Source organism: Chitinophagales bacterium (assembly GCA_041392475.1).
Lineage (GTDB): Bacteria > Bacteroidota > Bacteroidia > Chitinophagales > UBA2359 > JAUHXA01.
Genome location: JAWKLZ010000003.1, coordinates 535,854 through 551,798, shown reverse-complemented (window position 1 = coordinate 551,798; position 15,945 = coordinate 535,854). Strand labels below are relative to the sequence as shown.

The following is a 15,945-nucleotide window of genomic DNA, read 5'->3' as shown; positions in this document are numbered from 1 at the left end:
TAATTAAACGACCGAAAAACCGAAATGTTTATAGGGAAAAATAGAGAATTATTTGCCGTTTGAAAACTTACCTCACAGTATTTATACCCAAATACAAGCATCTATTTGTATTTGTATTTGGGTTTGAAACTTGTTTTTGAATTTTGCTAGTACAGCATAAACCAAAATAGTTTTGAAAACCAAACTAATCACCAGTCACTAAATTTACTAATCACTGTACTAATGTTTGAAATGTCGCAAACCTGTGAAAATCATGGTTACGCCCAATTCATTGCATTTGTCGATTACCTTATTGTCACGAATAGAGCCGCCAGGCTGAACGATGGCTTTGATACCGTATTCATGCGCCAATTCCACATTGTCGGGGAAAGGGAAAAAAGCATCCGAAATCAAGACAGTTTTGCTGAGTTCTTCACGGATGTAGGTCTCCAAACCTTCTGGCGCACCCCTATATTCGTTGGTCAAATTTTCACCACATTTTTCGAGTGCTAATTTGGAAGCTATCAAGCGGTTGGGTTGTCCTGCGCCCATACCCAACAATTGCAGCATCTCCCCTTTTCTGCGGACGACTACAATTGCGTTGGATTTGATGTTGGAAATGGCTTTCAATCCAAATTCTACCAAATCATCCGGGGCTTCTATCGAAGCAGTCGTGACGGTTTCGATTTTGGAGTGCAGTTCCACGTCCAAATCTTGCACCAAAAGAGAGCCGTTCATGTAGCGGAGGTCTTTGCCTGTTCGAGGAGCGTTGATATCATAGCCAATCACCCTCAGGTCTTTGTGCAATTGAAGATATTCCAATGCGTCGTCGCTGAAAGAAGGGCCAACGATGACTTCAACAAATTTGCGCTGACTCGCTTTTTTGTCCAAATCCAAAAACTCTACGGTAGATTTTTCGACTTTTTGATTGAAGGCAATGATAGAGCCAAAGGCAGAAATCGGGTCACCTGCCCAAGTTGCCTCCAAAACGGTGCGCTGATTTTCACCTTCACAAAGTCCACAAGGATTGCTGTGTTTGATAACCGAACAAGCCGTTCTGTTCAGGGTTCTGACAGATTCGATTGCTCCGTGAATATCCAAAATATTATTGAAAGACAAGGCTTTGCCATGCAATATCTCCATGTCGTAGAGCGAATTCGGTGCGCCTACTTCTTTGAAGTAAAGGGCAGATTGGTGTGAATTTTCGCCATATCGAAGGGTTTTTCCGCCTGTGAAAGACAAGCGAATCGAGTGTTCACCAGCAGATTTGTCCATCGCTTCTGCAATCATAGCATCATAATCTGCGGTGTGATTGAAGGCTATTCGCATCAATTCGTGGCGAGTTTCGTATGTCAATGCGCCATCGTTTTCCTCCAATTCTGCAATGATGTTTTCGTAGCTATTGGGGTCGGTGATAGTGGCTACGTATTTGAAGTTTTTGGCGGCAGCACGCACCATTGTTGGGCCGCCGATGTCAATGTTTTCAATCAAAGTTTCAAAATCTGCTCCTGCTTCGAGTACTTTTTTGAAGGGGTACAAATTGCAGACGACCATATCAATCGCTTCAATGTTTAGCCCTGCGGCTTCTTCGGCATCTCGCTCACGGTCAAAGAGTAAGGCAGATTCAATATGGAAGGAAATAGTTTTCATGCGCCCACCAAAGGCTTCTGGATTGCCCGTTACTTTGGAGATGTCGGTGTAGGAAATATCTGCTTCGGCAAGTTTTTTGCCTGTGCCACCTGTGGAAATAATTTCGCAGCCAAAGGATTGAAGTGTTTTGGCTAAAGGAATCAAACCTGTTTTATCGGATACGCTTAGGAGTGCTTTTTTGACTTTTATGGAAGACATAGTTTTGCGACTTATTTTATTGCAAGGTGTGAAAAAATAAGTCGCAAAGATATGGCTTCAAAGGCAAATTGTTGGATTGTTTTTATTGTTTTATTACTGCAATGTATTACTAATTCAAATTACCCACACCCTAAATCACTCTTAGACACCGCATCATTGTTCGGGAAGCAGTTGCCAGAAGGCAAGCTTTCAGGAACATATCGGTGAAGATTTGGGTCATGCAATCCATTTTCGATGAAGTCAGCTATATCACGAATTTCCTGCTCACTCAATCCAAGTGGCACAAATTCATCCGCCAATTGACTTTTCGGAACACTTGTTTTTGAAGGAATCGCTTCGTTTTTATAGCGAACCACTTCCTCCACACTTCGGAAAGTGCCACCATGCCCATAAAAAGGAGAATCTTTGAGGTTGTAGAGTTGCGGGACTTTGAATTTGTACATGTCTTCTGGGCGTTTCGTAAAGCCACCACGACCTTGTTTATCACCCTCTTGAGGTTCTGCACCATATACACCAAAACCTTGAAGATCTTCCATACCTAAGGCATAAAAAGCCATCGAACTAAGTGCTGCACCTGTATGACAAGCGTTGCATTGTGCTTTTCCAAAAAACAGCACTGCGCCTCTTTTTTGGGCATCAGTGAGCGCATTTGTATTCCCTTTCAACCACTCTTGAAAAGGTGCTTCATTTGCCAACAAAGTACGTTCATAGGCTGCAATGGCCAAACCTGCTGTTTCTTTAGAATATCTATCTGCTTCGGGAAAATCTGAAAATGCTGTTTCAAAAAGACCTTGGTAATCATTGCTCATTTCTGCAATGGAGTTTTTGATAGCCATTCGATGTACTGCCAGGCCTGCAATTGCTTGAATTTCGGTACCTTCATAGCCCAAATGGTTAACCGCTTTAGGGGTTTCTTCCGTCCATTGGTCTTCAGTACCTTCATTCAAAGCAGTTCCTCCAAATTGACCATTCCAAAGCACATTGGTTTGGTAAGCAATGTTCAAAGCAGAAGGAGTACGCAAAGGCTGCACATCCAATTCGAGGTTGAGATAATCTGGGTTGTTCACCCTACTTTCGCCACTGATACCAAAACCCATACCTCCTTCTCCAACTCCCTGTATGCGACAAGCTTGGAAACCTGCTTTTGCATGGTGACAACTCGCACAAGAATACGTCTTTGCTCCTTCGGGATGTTTGGGGTTGATGGCGATTCCTGTTTCGTGGAAAAGGAATTTCCCCAAAATCACTTTTTCTTTTGTTATAGGATTTTTGGGGTCTTGCGGAATCGCTGCTAAATCATCATTTGCAGGTAATTGGAAAAAACTTAAGCCTTGACCTTTTGAAGCGGCCGCTAGGGTAGTTTCGAGTTGATTGTCTAATTCGTTGTTCTCTTTCGTACAAGAATTTAGGAGAGATAAGCACAACAGTAGCAAGCCAACTTTGCGGGTATAGTAGTATAATGGGCTCATGAATATTGTTTTTTGAATCGGTGAAAATTAGGCCTTAGCAACATTTGCAAAGGAGACCATTGCTTGGTAGGGCCTCCATTTTACTACATCTATTGCCACTTAAGAGATAGATATGGATAAATTACCAAGCAATGAGTAACCCAAAAAAGACAAATTTTGTGCCAACTCAATCCATGAAGATTGCCGTCACCTACATTCATTACAGCATTCCAAAAGCATTTGCTTGCTATTGAAGCAGTTATCCTTGGTGTTCAAAACTACCATCAAATTCCATCTTGAGGAATCTGATTTAAGGTGTACCAAGCTTCTGTACTCCACAATTCATTGTTATTTGCACTCGTCCAATGTTTTGTGAGGTGAACATAAACCACATGTTTCGCTTTCATTCCTGCCAATTCGAGGAATACCTTTTTGCGGTCATCCGAAACCTTCACCGACACAACCTTCAAGTTTTCCTCATCCAATTTCGGCCCACCGTACTCTGGCGTTGGTTCAAATCTCCATTGTTTGATGTCATAATCAGCCGCATCATTGCCGTCACTCTCTTTAAGCGGTTCGGTAAATTCGATTTCCATACCATTGGGTTTCGCACGAACTGCCAGCATTTCAAAGGTAGGTTTTTCGTTGAATTTCATGCGCTGCAAACCATACCACAAACCACCCGTATGGCTCCAATTCCCAGGATTTCCAATCAATCCCATATACAACGCTCCGTCAGGCCCCCAAACTACTCGGTTCACACCCGCTTCAAGGCCTTGCGTAAATCGAAACACAACCCCTTGATATTGACCATTCACTTTTTCGGCAAACACCCGCTTCAATCCGCCATGTGTCACCTCACCGTGAATCATTTGTCCTTTGTAAACGCCATCATTCAAAACCGTAGGTTGACTTGGAGAATTCCCAATTTCATCTTGTGTCAGCCAAACAACAGGCAGCGCCTCCTCCAAATTTGCCGTACCTTCAAAATCCACTGATCGAGAACCATACCAAGCCCCTTCACGAATATGCACAATTTTGCTGGCGGGCAACCAATCACCTTGATTATCTGCTACATAAATCTCATTGTCCACTCCCAACCCGATGCCGTTTGGTGTACGTAAACCACTGGCAATGAACTCTGAACTACCATCTGCTTTTGAGATTTTGACCACTTTGCCCCTATCTGGGATTTGCGGTTGTGTGCTTGCACCTCCAGGATTGATTGCAGTAGCCAATGTTGCATAGAAATATCCGTCTTTATAGACCAAGCCAAAGGCAAATTCATGGAAATTGGCAGACACACGCCATTGATTGCTAACTGTTTGGTATTCGTCAATGATTTCGTCGCCATCGATATCGACAAGTTTGGTCAATTCCTGTTTTTGCAGCACATAGATTTCATCATCCACCACCTTCAGTCCCAAGGGTTCTGCCAATCCTTGTGCAATGGTTTTGACAGTTATTTTGCTGGCATCACAACCCTGAACGCCATCCAAAATCAAGACTCTTCCTGCTGGATCCCAAGTGCTGATGACCAAACGACCGTCTGACAGAAAATCCATCCCTGCTACTTTCGGCAAGAAATCGTCTGGACGTGCTTGACACAAATCATAACTCGGGTGAACACCTTTCACAGGAATTCCATCTCCAGGAGTTTTATCGCCTGAATCCTCCGATGGCACTACGGGAGCTTCATCGGCTACCAAGTGCATCAACACCTTATCCGACACAGGTTCAAACTTATCTTGACCATGAGGAGCCCATGAAAAATGCAGATTGGTAGGTAATTGCGGACGGTAGTATTCGATGCGAAATGAATGATAGCCAGCCTTCATTTCCAGTTCTATATCTGTAGATTTTTCGTCTTTGCCGCTATTATGATTCGCCAATTCTTTGCCGTCAATGCTTAGGCTCGCCATGTAGTTGTTTTGAAGGCGAAACACATAGTTGTCCGTTTTTTTGATGTCCAAATACCCATCAAATACCAGCCCCGCACCTTGTTTGACCCACTCAAAATCGTTTTCATCGAAGTCTATTTTTCCGACTTTGAAGCGGTGATTCATGGACAAAGATTCAAAAGGAGGTAAAGCATTGTGCGTTTTTTCACCAAAATCATAGACATACACCACAGGCTGAAAATCAATTGTATCTGCTCCTTCTTCCAAGTCTTCTCCATCCAACTTCAAAATGTATTCCGCCATTGTTGCAGCATCGGCAGGCATCAAATCGGGGTGTGGACTCATGACCTGAGTACCCCAAACACCTCCACCGCCTTTGATGATTTTGTTGGCGAGAAATTCTATGCGTTCAGGAGTCGTTTTGTATTTTCGAGCCACCTTCATATAAGCGGGTCCAATGGTTTGTTTGTAGGTATTGTGGCAGGTTTTGCAGTCGTTTTTGGCTATCAATCGTGCGCCTGCGGGCATCTCTTCATCGGACGCTTTTCGAGCCGCTTCGTCTTCGTTTACAATCATTGGCGTACCGATAAAAGTAACATTGAAGTGAGTCGTACCATTGTTTTCCAAGGTCAATTTCCCTGCAATATCTACTCCTTTGACGGCTGAGTTCAAAGCTCTTTCTTTGGTAGAAATCACTTCAAATTTGCCATCAGTGTCTATGTCTTTTTCTGCTGCAATGGAACTCACATCTGTCAGCAGCATTACTTCAACACCATCTGGCACATTGGAAGTAGTGAAAGTTCGCTGAAAAATAGGTTTGTGACCATTCTCGGCGTGTTCTGCCATTTCTGTAACTGCAATGCTTTTGCCGTCCACCATCTTCAATTCATACATCAAGTAAGCCTGACCACCTTCATATCGGTGGCCTTTGTAAGCAGGAGTAGGTTCTGATTCTTGTCCATTTTGCAGAATACGCCACGGATTTTTGGATTCACTCACAATGTAGGAATCTCCCAATGCAGTAGGCTGTGGGCCATGTGCAGTGGTATAAACTGCACCATCGAAATCCACGCCATTTCGCCACACTTTGTACAAGGCACAGCGTTCGGCATCGTAAGCAGCCCAAAGGTGTTTGTCCAATGCCAGCGTGACCATTCTCGCTTTTTTATCTAAAACGGAGCGAAATACCCAGGGATCGTGTGGGCGTTCTTTGGTAGAGGACGTTTGGCTTTGTTGGCTATTGCTACAAGTGTAAGCAATAAAACTAAGTGTGATAATGGAAAGAAGGGTAAGTAATCGTTTGAAGCTCATAGTTGATTGTTTGTATTTTGAAATTGGAGTTCCAAAATACAAAAGATGTAGCAATAGAACAAACTCTATGGTAGTTCTGTTAATGCAATTCACAACCAATACTCCTACTCGATAAATGGGTATCTTTCCATTTCTTATGGTTTTGTTAGCTATTGACAATCAACTGCTTTTTTTTGAATTTGATTTTCTTATTAATTTTCATTTATTGCTACTTTTGCAGTCTGAATTCTGAATAAAACACCAAACAATGAACAGATTATTATTTTTTTGCTTTCTACTTACTTTGGGTATGTCTTCCGTTTTTGCCCAAGATAAAGCTGTGATTTCTGGAAGTATTTCTGATGCGGAGTCCGAAAAAATACAATTGGAAACCAATCCACAATATATTGACGGTTATGAAAAAGTCTTGGATGCTGAGGTGATTAATGGAAAATTTCGTTTTGAAGTAGAAAACGATTTTCCACAAGTCGTTTATCTTGATTACAATGAGCAAAAATTGCCGCTTTTTGTAGAAGCGGGCGATGATTTTCAGGTAAATTTTGAAGATGGAAACTTGGTGACAACTGCAAAATTTGAAGGAAAAGGCAGGACGCACAACCAATTTTTGAAGGAATTCAATGACAAATTTGCAGCCGATATGGACATTCCTTCAATGGAGAAAAATGTGCTGACGGCTCAAATTGACGCTATGGAGATGGAGTTGTTTGACAAGCGATTGGCGCAGCAAAAAATGGTAAAAGAAGCTGATAATAAAGAATGGTCGAAGGATTTTGAAACGTACTTGGACAATGAGATTCAATACAATTACTACAATACTTTATTTGCTTACCCCATTGTGCGTGGCAACAATTCAAAAAATCCAACTGTAGAAAATCTACCCAGTGTGATGTTGGACCATGTGAGTCCAGAAATGGCAAATAATGACAAAGCTTTGGTGAGCGAACATTATCGCCGTTTTTTGGTCTATTACCTCACCTACTACTCTTCTAAAGCCAATGGTTTTAAGAAGTTTGCAGGAATTAATCCTTCATTGGAGGCCAAATACAATTGGGGGAAAGACAATATTCGAGGGCTTTCGTGGGCTTATTTGATGACGGCTTTTGTGAATGACAATGGCAAGGATGCGGATGGTGAAATCATCAAAAAGATTTACGATTCGGTCTATGCTACGGAAGGAGGAAAACCTTATGCTGCAATGATTAAAGAAAAACACAACGATAAAATAAGTGACAAGGCTTTGGCGGCGGCAGCAAAGGAGAAAATGGAGAAGGTAAAAAGTATGAAGAAGGCACACGATGATAAGGGTGATGCGGTCAGTATTGACAAAAAAGCTCCTTTTACGCTGACCAACATGCAGGGTGAGCAGATAACACTAGACAAATTCAAGGGCAAAGTAGTTTATATTGACTTTTGGGCAAGTTGGTGTGGCCCTTGCCGCAAGCAGTTTCCTTTTGCCAAAGAATTGAAAACAAAACTCAGTAAGAAGCAAAAGAAAAAAGTTGAGTTTCTTTACATTTCTATTGATAATGGGGAAGATATTTGGAAAAATGCTATCAAAAAAATGGGTATTGAAGGCTACCATGTTTTATCGCCTGGTGGTTGGCAGTCAAAGGTTTGTCAATACTTCAATATCCGAAGTATTCCCCGATACATGCTGCTTGATAAAAAAGGACGCATTGCAGAGGCGAATGCCAAACGACCTGGACAGGAAGGCATTTTGGAGGATATTGCGAGGTTGATTGGGGAGAAATAGTGAATTATTTATTTATCAGCAACTTGTGATTGGTGACTAAACAATAGTTACCAATCACTAATTAATTACCACCTCTTTTGCCCACTTACAAATCAATTCAACTTGTTCACTGGTTAGTCTTGTACCTTCGTGAACCCACGTATAAGACTTCAAAGGCATTTTCACTTCTTCAATTTCATCACATACTTCTTCCAATTTATGTGCTTGTTTTTTAGCGTTATACGTTCCCCAATCCGAAAAATTGAGGTGTTTTTTACCTTCTTTGATGTGTCCATTGATCCAAAATCCAAGCGGTTGAACATTGGTGTACCACGGATAAACGCTTTGATTAGAGTGACAATCGTAGCACGCCTTCTTTAAAATTTCACCTACTTCAATAGGCACCTCTACACTTGCCATCAAATCGTTTTGATTTGGTTCTTCATACACTTTGTCCATCGGAATAAATTGAATCACCACCAATAAAACAAGGACTGCTAAAGCTATTTTTTGATTTCTTGACATTCTATTCTATGTAAGTTTGATTGTAATTAATGTGAGTAAAAATACAAAAGAAAATGAAATGGTGTAGTTGAAATATTTTTTATACCTTCAAGCTCTTTAAATTGACAAACTTTTTTCATCTGCAAAATTAAATTCTTATGCCGCTTTTTCACCTCAAAACCAGTATCTTCTCTTTCACTTTCTTCCTTTTTTTCCTTCAATGCCAAACCTCTAATAATATGTCTAAAGACTCCGATTCGCAAAAAAATGCAGATTCTGCTGTGAATGAATCAAAGGAAAACGAACCACTAATCCCTTTATATATTGGCACTTATACCCGAAAAGAAGGTCATGTAGATGGGAAAGCAAAAGGTATTTACGTCTATCAAATGAATACCAAAACGGGAGAGCTTTCTTACCTCAACGAAATAGGTGGCATTACCAACCCTTCTTACCTCACCATTCACCCCAACCGAAAATACCTTTATGCAGTCAGCGAAACTGGTGATGGCGAAAGTGCTGCGGTTCACGCCTATTCGATTGATGCCAATACCAAAAAACTGACCGAAATCAACCAAGTAGCCGCAGAAGGCTATGCACCTTGTTACATCAGTGTGGAACAAACAGGTAAATACGCTTTGGTCGCCAATTACGTGACAGGCAACGTGACGATGTTGCCCATTGCAGCCAATGGCGGATTGGAAAAAGCGACTTCCATTGACTACCACAAAGACAATGCCTCCAAAAATATTCGCCCTCGTACTGCCCATGCCCATTTTATTGCACCTGACTTGAACAATCGCTATGCTTTGTCGGCGGATTTGGGTGTAAACAAACTATATGTCTATGAAATGGATTTGGAGCAAGGAAAATTGGTACTGAAAAGTGCGGAGGGAACCGAAACAGCTGCAGGCCCTCGACACATTGATTTTCACCCTACACTTCCCTACGTTTACAGTATCAATGAGTTGAATGGTACGATTGATATTTGGAACTACGATGCAGAAGTCGGAAAACTAACTTTGCAGAATATGGTGGTTACCTATCCAAAAGATTACAGCGGTTCTATTTCGAGCGCAGACATTCATGTTCATCCATCGGGCAAATTTTTGTATGCTTCTAATCGGGGCAACCTCAACGATATTGCAGCTTTTCAAATTGACTCCAAAACAGGTGGCTTGACTTTCTTGGAGCGCACTTCTACACAAGGCAAAACACCTCGCAACTTTGTGATTTCTCCTGATGGACGCTTCTTGTTGGTCGCCAATCAAGATTCGAGTACGGTGGTCGTTTTTTCGATTGATGAGCGAACGGGCAAATTGACAGCTACGGGCGAAGTGGAGGAAGTTCCGAGTGCGGTTTGCTTGAAGTTTTAAAAAAGGGGCTTCGACTGTCAAATGAAAAAAATAGATTCCCTCTTACACCAAGCGATACCTTTTCCCTGGCATCGTTTCCACCAAATTTTTCATCTCCAATTGCAGCAAACAAGAGGCAACTGCATTTTGGGTCATGCTGGATTCGCTGCAAATTTTGTCTATAGACAAACCTTTGGGCGTTTGCTTCAACAAGTCCACCAAGACGGTTTCGGACTCACTCAATTCGATAAACAATTCTCTTTGAAGGGGTTTCGTACTGACCACATCTGTTTCGTCCCAACCCAAATGATAGGCAATGTCTTCGGAAGATTCTATCAATTTTGCCACATTTTTTTTAATCAACTGATTGCAACCCATACTGTACGGTTCGTGTATGCGTCCGGGAAAGGCAAAAACTTCTCGGTTGTAGGATTGGGCTAAGTAAGCGGTAATGATGCTGCCTCCTTTGTTGCCCGTTTCTACAACAATAGTAGCATCGGTCATACCTGCAATGATGCGGTTGCGTTTGGGGAAATTTTTGCTGTCTGGTTTGGCGGTACTCGTAAATTCGGTCAACAAGCCTCCATTTGCAAGCATTTTTTTGGCTAGATTGCGGTGTTCAGGTGGGTATATTCTATCCAATCCATGACCCAATACCCCAATAGTTGGCACTTGGTTTTTGACACAAGCAGCATGGGCAGCGTGGTCTATTCCATAAGCCAATCCACTAACAATCAAAACATTGTAAGGCTGCAATTCCTTGACCAATTGTTCACAGATTTGTTTGCCGTAGGGCGTAGCATTTCGAGTGCCTACAATGCTGACAATGTGCGTATTGTTGAGAGCTGCGTTGCCTTTGTAGTAGAGTAGAATGGGTGCATCAGAGCAGTTTTTGAGTCTTTGGGGATAGGCATCGTCGAAGTAAAAAATGGTTTGTATGTTGTGTTTTTGGATAAAATCCATTTCTTGCTGCGCTTTTTCGAGGGCTTCTTTGTTTTGCAGAATACTATTGGCCGTTATTTCACCCACTCCTGGTATTTTAATCAATTGCCGTTTGGGTGTGTGAAAAATCGCTTCCACACCTCCACAGTAGCTTATCAAACTTTTGGCGGTGACTCCTCCAATGCCTGAAAGGTGGGTGAGGGCGATTTGATGCAGTTGTTCTCGATGGTTCAAAGTCCTGTTTTAGTGATGTTATAGAATACAATCCACAAAAAAAGGCATTATTCTCCAAATATGGAAGAACAGCGCCTCTTGTTTCTTGAATTCTATATTTAAGCTCAAAATAGAATTATAAAATAGGGAGCCAGTTGAGTCGATTAATTGAAATGCCATTTACTAAAACTTCTTTGCTATCTGCATTTATTACGGTTTGTATAGTTCTACCAATATAAATGCTAGCAATACCTCCGACAGGAAAATCAGAAAGTTCTTGTGTTGTAAAAGTAGCCTGTCCAATGTGGTCATCTATATACTTTACAACTGATATTAAATCTTCTGGTAGAGTTGGATTTTCTTTATGCGATTCAGCAGCATTGTAAAGTATTAAAATTCCTATTTTAGAACCTGTATTTATTCCATTCCACTGAATAGTTAAATTAGAATTAGTATTCACTTCATCTATCGTGTTGGTAAATTCGATAATCGTTGGTAAATTCACATTTTCTGTAAAATTAGGAAATTCATTACTACTTACATTTATCGTTGCAGTATTTCCAAAAGAAGGTGTTAATAAATTATATTTTGCTATGTCACCATTTCCTCGTCCAATGCTTTCATCATATTGATAGTTATTTACATCTACTTGTGGGATATTTACACCATTAACCTTAAAAGTATTAATAAGAGCCAAATCACCGTTATCTTTGAAAAAGTGACCATCAATGCTAATACTTGCTGGAGCAGCATTAATAGATTTGTGTCCATAAGCCAGAAGATTTATATTCCCATCCATATCTTCAGCAGTTTTAGATAATTCTAAAAAAGACATTGGATTTTGAGGGGAACTTGAAACGTGCTCTTTTTGACAAGATGTCAGTAAAAATGCGATTATAAGAAAGAGGGAAATTTGTATTTTTTTCATTTGTATTTTTTTAAAAAATTTAAAATTTATAAGCATAGTCCTGAAAGGTCTAAAGACATCCACAATGAGTACATTCATCCAATTGTATAATTACAAGCAAAATATTGAACAAATCAAGTGAAAATCTCGATGGTTCAAAGTCCTGTTTTAGTGATGTTATAGAATACAATCCACAAAAAAAGGCATTATTCTCCAAATATGGAAGAACTACAGGATTAAAAAAATATTGACAAAATCACACATACGCATAACGAACTTCGGATAAATACAAACCTTGCGGTGGAGCAGATGGGTGAAAAGGAAAATCAGCTTCTTTGTCCATTACCTTTTTGAAAACTTCAATACTAATTTTTTCCTTACCCACTGCAATCAACATCCCCACAATTCTACGCACCATTCCCCGCAAAAAACGATTGGCGGCAATGTGAAAACGCAGTCCATTCCCATCTTCGTCCAAAACCAATTCGGTTTTGAAGATTCTGCAAAGTGTGGTTTTGTTGCTTCCCCCCGTTTTACAGAACATTTCAAAGTCCTCATATTGAAGGAGTAAATCAGCAGCTTGCCGCATGAATTCAAAGTTGAGAGGCAGCCTATTGAAGTACCAACTGTATTCGTCTTTGAAGGGATTTTTATGGAAATGAATGTAGTAGTCGTATGCTCGGTAAGTCGCATCAAAACGAGTATGTGCTTGTTCTGGTAAATCTGAAAACAGGTGTTTTACTGCAATGTCTTTGGGCAAAAATCGGTTCAAGCGCATTTCAAATGGCTTTGGCAGGGTATTTTCGGCATCAAAATGCAGGAAAAATTGACTTGCATGAACACCCGCATCTGTGCGTCCACAACCGACACAGTGAATCGGCTCATTCACAATCGTACTCAATGCTTGATTGACGGTTGCTTGCACACTGATTCCATTGGGCTGTACTTGCCATCCACAATAGGCAGTTCCTTTGTAAGCGATTTCGAGAAAATAACGCATGGTAAAGTTCAAATTCAATGCTCAATTTCAAGTTCAAATAGAACCTGTTTGATTTGTTGTCTATTCCTTCTATGGATATTGCAGCGAAAATAGAAAGAAAATATTATTTGTTTAACAGAGATTTTTAACTTTGAGAACTGTTTAACCTCAAATTGCAGCGAAAACCAATGGAACAAGAAACAAGACAAGTCCAGCGAAGTTTTAGCTTATTCCTCCGAAGCGTCTGGAAATACATCAAAGAATTGGTGGACTTGAAGGAAGATGTAGATAGGCAAGGGACAATTGATAGTGTCCGTAAATATATCCCTATCAAGGGCTACAATGTGTGGATTTTGATTGCAGCAGCAGGGATTGCTTCCATTGGTTTGGACACCAATTCTTCGGCAGTTATTATTGGAGCTATGTTGATTTCTCCTTTGATGTCACCCATTTTGGGAATAGGAATGTCGATTGGTATCAATGACCGAAGTATGTTGTCCTTGTCGCTTCAAAACTTTTTTATTGCCATATCGGTCAGTATTTTAGCGAGTTATTTGTATTTTGAATTCATCACCCCATTGGGTTTTTTGACGAGTGAATTGGAGGCTCGAACCAAACCTACGATTTTGGACGTGGGAGTAGCTCTTTTTGGAGGCATTGCAGGGATTGTGGCAGGCTCTCACAAAGACAAAACGAATGCACTGCCAGGCGTTGCGATTGCGACAGCCTTGATGCCGCCTTTGTGTACAACGGGTTATGGCTTGGCAAAATCGAATTGGGCAGTTTTTGGAGGGGCGATTTATTTGTTTTTTATCAATGCTTTTATCATTGCTGCAACGACTTATTTCATCGTCCGTTTTCTCAATTTTCCTCTAACCGAATATGTTGATTCTCGTGAAAAACGCAAAACCAACCTTTTCATCTCCGCTTTTATCATTCTCATCAGTATTCCAAGTATTTACATTTTACTGAATACGCTCAACAAAATTTCGGTCAATAATAAAATCAATCAGTTTATAGAAAAAGAAATCAATGGGGATCAACATGAAGCGTTCGATAGGGAACTGGAGGAAGCATCGGTTGATAGCACTATTTTGAAGATTTATTTGGGGGGGGAAAGTATTGTAGAATCGGAGATTCCAATATTGGAACATAAACTGCGAACTTATTTGGGAAAAGACAGTACGCATGTTCACTTAAAACTCATACAGACAGGATTTTCTAAAGATAAACTCGACCGCATGAAAAACGAAATCAATGCGGAAGTGAAACAAAATATGGAAACTTTCATGCAGCTACACGAGGAAAAGGATGCTCAAATCGTGGCACTTCAAGATAAAGTGAAAATATTAGAGAATGACTCGATTCCCATTGAAGCCATTAGAAAAGAACTCCATGCACTTTACCCAGAAATATTGAGTCTTAGCTGCGCCAACCGAACAACTGTCACCTTTGATAGTCTTCAACATAAACGGCGATTGCCTGTCATTGACTTGGCTTGGGCAGATTCGTTGAAGCTAAATACCCAACAAGTTGCTGATTTTGAAAAACGCATTTACAGCTATTTGCAAGTGCGATTTGGATATGACACATTGGTCTTGGAATAATCAAAAAAACATGACACACAAAGAATTTACAGCTGCTTATGCTAAAAAGCTAAAGGTCAAAGAATCAACTGCAGAGCGATACATCGAAACTATGGTAGAAATCATGTGCGAAGAATTTGACAAAGCAGAAAGCGTCACCATCAAAAATATGGGACGCTTTTATTGTAGAACTCCACGATATGGTTCTTCAGATACCAAAATTTTTAAATTTACGCCTGCTCGACGGATTAAAGATGTTTTGGGCTGGGTGTGATTTATTTACTTGAAAACCATCAGGGACTTTCCAAAAATGCCTATCGAAAATTTCAAAACAGAACCTTATTTAGACCAAAAAGACAATGTTCAAACACCTTACATTTCTATTCCTACTACTTTCCCTTCAATCCTCCCACGCCCAAAACCACCAAGCAGGTGTTTTCTTAGGTGCATCCAACTATGTAGGAGATTTGGTACCAGGTATTGTGGTACTCAACGAAACCCACACAGCCGCTGGAGTGTATGGACAAGTGGGTTTACACCCTAACCTTTCTTTCAGAATCTCAGCTATGTATGGAAAAATTTCGGGTAGTGATACACACAACGATAACCTACAATTGAGGACAAGAAACTTGAGTTTTCACTCCTCCATTCTTGAAGGCAGTTTTCAATTCATGGGGCATTTGTTGGGCGGAAAACGGGCATTTGACCCCTATCTATTTGCAGGAGTAGCGGGTTTTCACTTCAATCCCAAAGCACTGTATCAAGATGAATGGATTGATCTTCAGCCACTTGGCACAGAAGGACAAGGAACGGTATTTGGCGGTGAACGCAAGTACAATCGTTTACAATTGTCCATTCCAATGGGTGGAGGTATTCAATTTCACACCAAAAATTCGCTGGTTTGGGGCATCGAAATGGGCTACCGCAAAACTTTTACCGATTATTTGGACGATGTAAGCACCGTTTATCCGAATCGTTCTCAGCTTTTGGCTGCAAATGGTGAGTTGGCAGTGGCATTGTCTGACCGTTCGGGTGAACTCACAGGTAATGATAGCTTTATGGAAGAAGGAACAGAAAGAGGTGGCTCAGACTACAAGGATGGTTATTTATTTTTGGGCATTACCGTTGGGCTGCAATTGGGGGATGGAAGTTTTGGAGGCAGTAAGGGGACGGGGTGTTATAAGTTTTGATCAAAAACCAAAAAACGCCGTAGATTCTTAAAGAACCTACGGCGTTTCCA

At 40.8% G+C, this 15,945-nt stretch carries 12 protein-coding genes; 5 read left to right on the top strand and 7 right to left on the bottom strand.

Translation table 11 applies throughout. The annotated features are described in order from the left end of the window. Positions 1-219 precede the first annotated feature (219 nt). The 3 genes from purH to R3E32_25200 form a co-directional block, all read right to left on the bottom strand. Positions 220-1,827 carry a bifunctional phosphoribosylaminoimidazolecarboxamide formyltransferase/IMP cyclohydrolase gene (gene purH, locus R3E32_25210; GenBank protein ID MEZ4888051.1) on the bottom strand — a complete coding sequence of 536 codons (1,608 nt, stop codon included), beginning with the start codon at positions 1,825-1,827 and terminating at the stop codon, positions 220-222. A gap of 119 nt (positions 1,828-1,946) precedes the next feature. Next, positions 1,947-3,296, bottom strand: coding sequence for a cytochrome c peroxidase (locus tag R3E32_25205; GenBank protein MEZ4888050.1), 1,350 nt, complete (start codon positions 3,294-3,296; stop codon positions 1,947-1,949). 263 nt (positions 3,297-3,559) lie between these two features. Further along, positions 3,560-6,487 (bottom strand): PA14 domain-containing protein, encoded by a 2,928-nt coding sequence (locus R3E32_25200; protein ID MEZ4888049.1) that lies wholly within the window; start codon positions 6,485-6,487, stop codon positions 3,560-3,562. 247 nt (positions 6,488-6,734) lie between these two features. Between R3E32_25200 and R3E32_25195 the strand changes: the two genes are divergently transcribed. Then, complete coding sequence (locus R3E32_25195) at positions 6,735-8,240, top strand: TlpA disulfide reductase family protein (GenBank protein MEZ4888048.1); 1,506 nt, start codon at positions 6,735-6,737, stop codon at positions 8,238-8,240. Positions 8,241-8,297: 57 nt separating this feature from the next. Here the strand turns inward: R3E32_25195 and R3E32_25190 are convergent, their stop codons facing one another. Further along, on the bottom strand, positions 8,298-8,744 hold the full coding sequence (locus R3E32_25190; protein ID MEZ4888047.1) for a heme-binding domain-containing protein: 447 nt from the start codon (positions 8,742-8,744) through the stop codon (positions 8,298-8,300). Between the two features lie 218 nt (positions 8,745-8,962). On the opposite strand from R3E32_25190, the gene R3E32_25185 reads away from it, so the two are divergent. Further along, complete coding sequence (locus R3E32_25185; protein ID MEZ4888046.1) at positions 8,963-10,099, top strand: lactonase family protein; 1,137 nt, start codon at positions 8,963-8,965, stop codon at positions 10,097-10,099. Positions 10,100-10,141: 42 nt separating this feature from the next. Here the strand turns inward: R3E32_25185 and dprA are convergent, their stop codons facing one another. From dprA to truA, 3 genes are all read right to left on the bottom strand, one after another. Then, on the bottom strand, positions 10,142-11,254 hold the full coding sequence (gene dprA, locus R3E32_25180; GenBank protein MEZ4888045.1) for a DNA-processing protein DprA: 1,113 nt from the start codon (positions 11,252-11,254) through the stop codon (positions 10,142-10,144). A gap of 115 nt (positions 11,255-11,369) precedes the next feature. Further along, entirely contained in the window at positions 11,370-12,161 is a 792-nt protein-coding gene (locus R3E32_25175; protein ID MEZ4888044.1) for a hypothetical protein, read from the bottom strand. Positions 12,162-12,396: 235 nt separating this feature from the next. Next, positions 12,397-13,140, bottom strand: coding sequence for a tRNA pseudouridine(38-40) synthase TruA (gene truA / locus R3E32_25170; GenBank protein ID MEZ4888043.1), 744 nt, complete (start codon positions 13,138-13,140; stop codon positions 12,397-12,399). A 167-nt stretch (positions 13,141-13,307) separates the two neighbouring features. Between truA and R3E32_25165 the strand changes: the two genes are divergently transcribed. The 3 genes from R3E32_25165 to R3E32_25155 all read left to right on the top strand — a co-directional run bounded on the left by R3E32_25165 (position 13,308) and on the right by R3E32_25155 (position 15,895). Further along, entirely contained in the window at positions 13,308-14,726 is a 1,419-nt protein-coding gene (locus tag R3E32_25165) for a DUF389 domain-containing protein (protein MEZ4888042.1), read from the top strand. A 10-nt stretch (positions 14,727-14,736) separates the two neighbouring features. Next, a complete protein-coding gene (locus R3E32_25160; protein ID MEZ4888041.1) occupies positions 14,737-14,979 on the top strand; it encodes an HU family DNA-binding protein in 243 nt (80 codons plus the stop codon). An 85-nt stretch (positions 14,980-15,064) separates the two neighbouring features. Then, entirely contained in the window at positions 15,065-15,895 is an 831-nt protein-coding gene (locus R3E32_25155; protein MEZ4888040.1) for a DUF6089 family protein, read from the top strand. Positions 15,896-15,945: the final 50 nt, after the last annotated feature.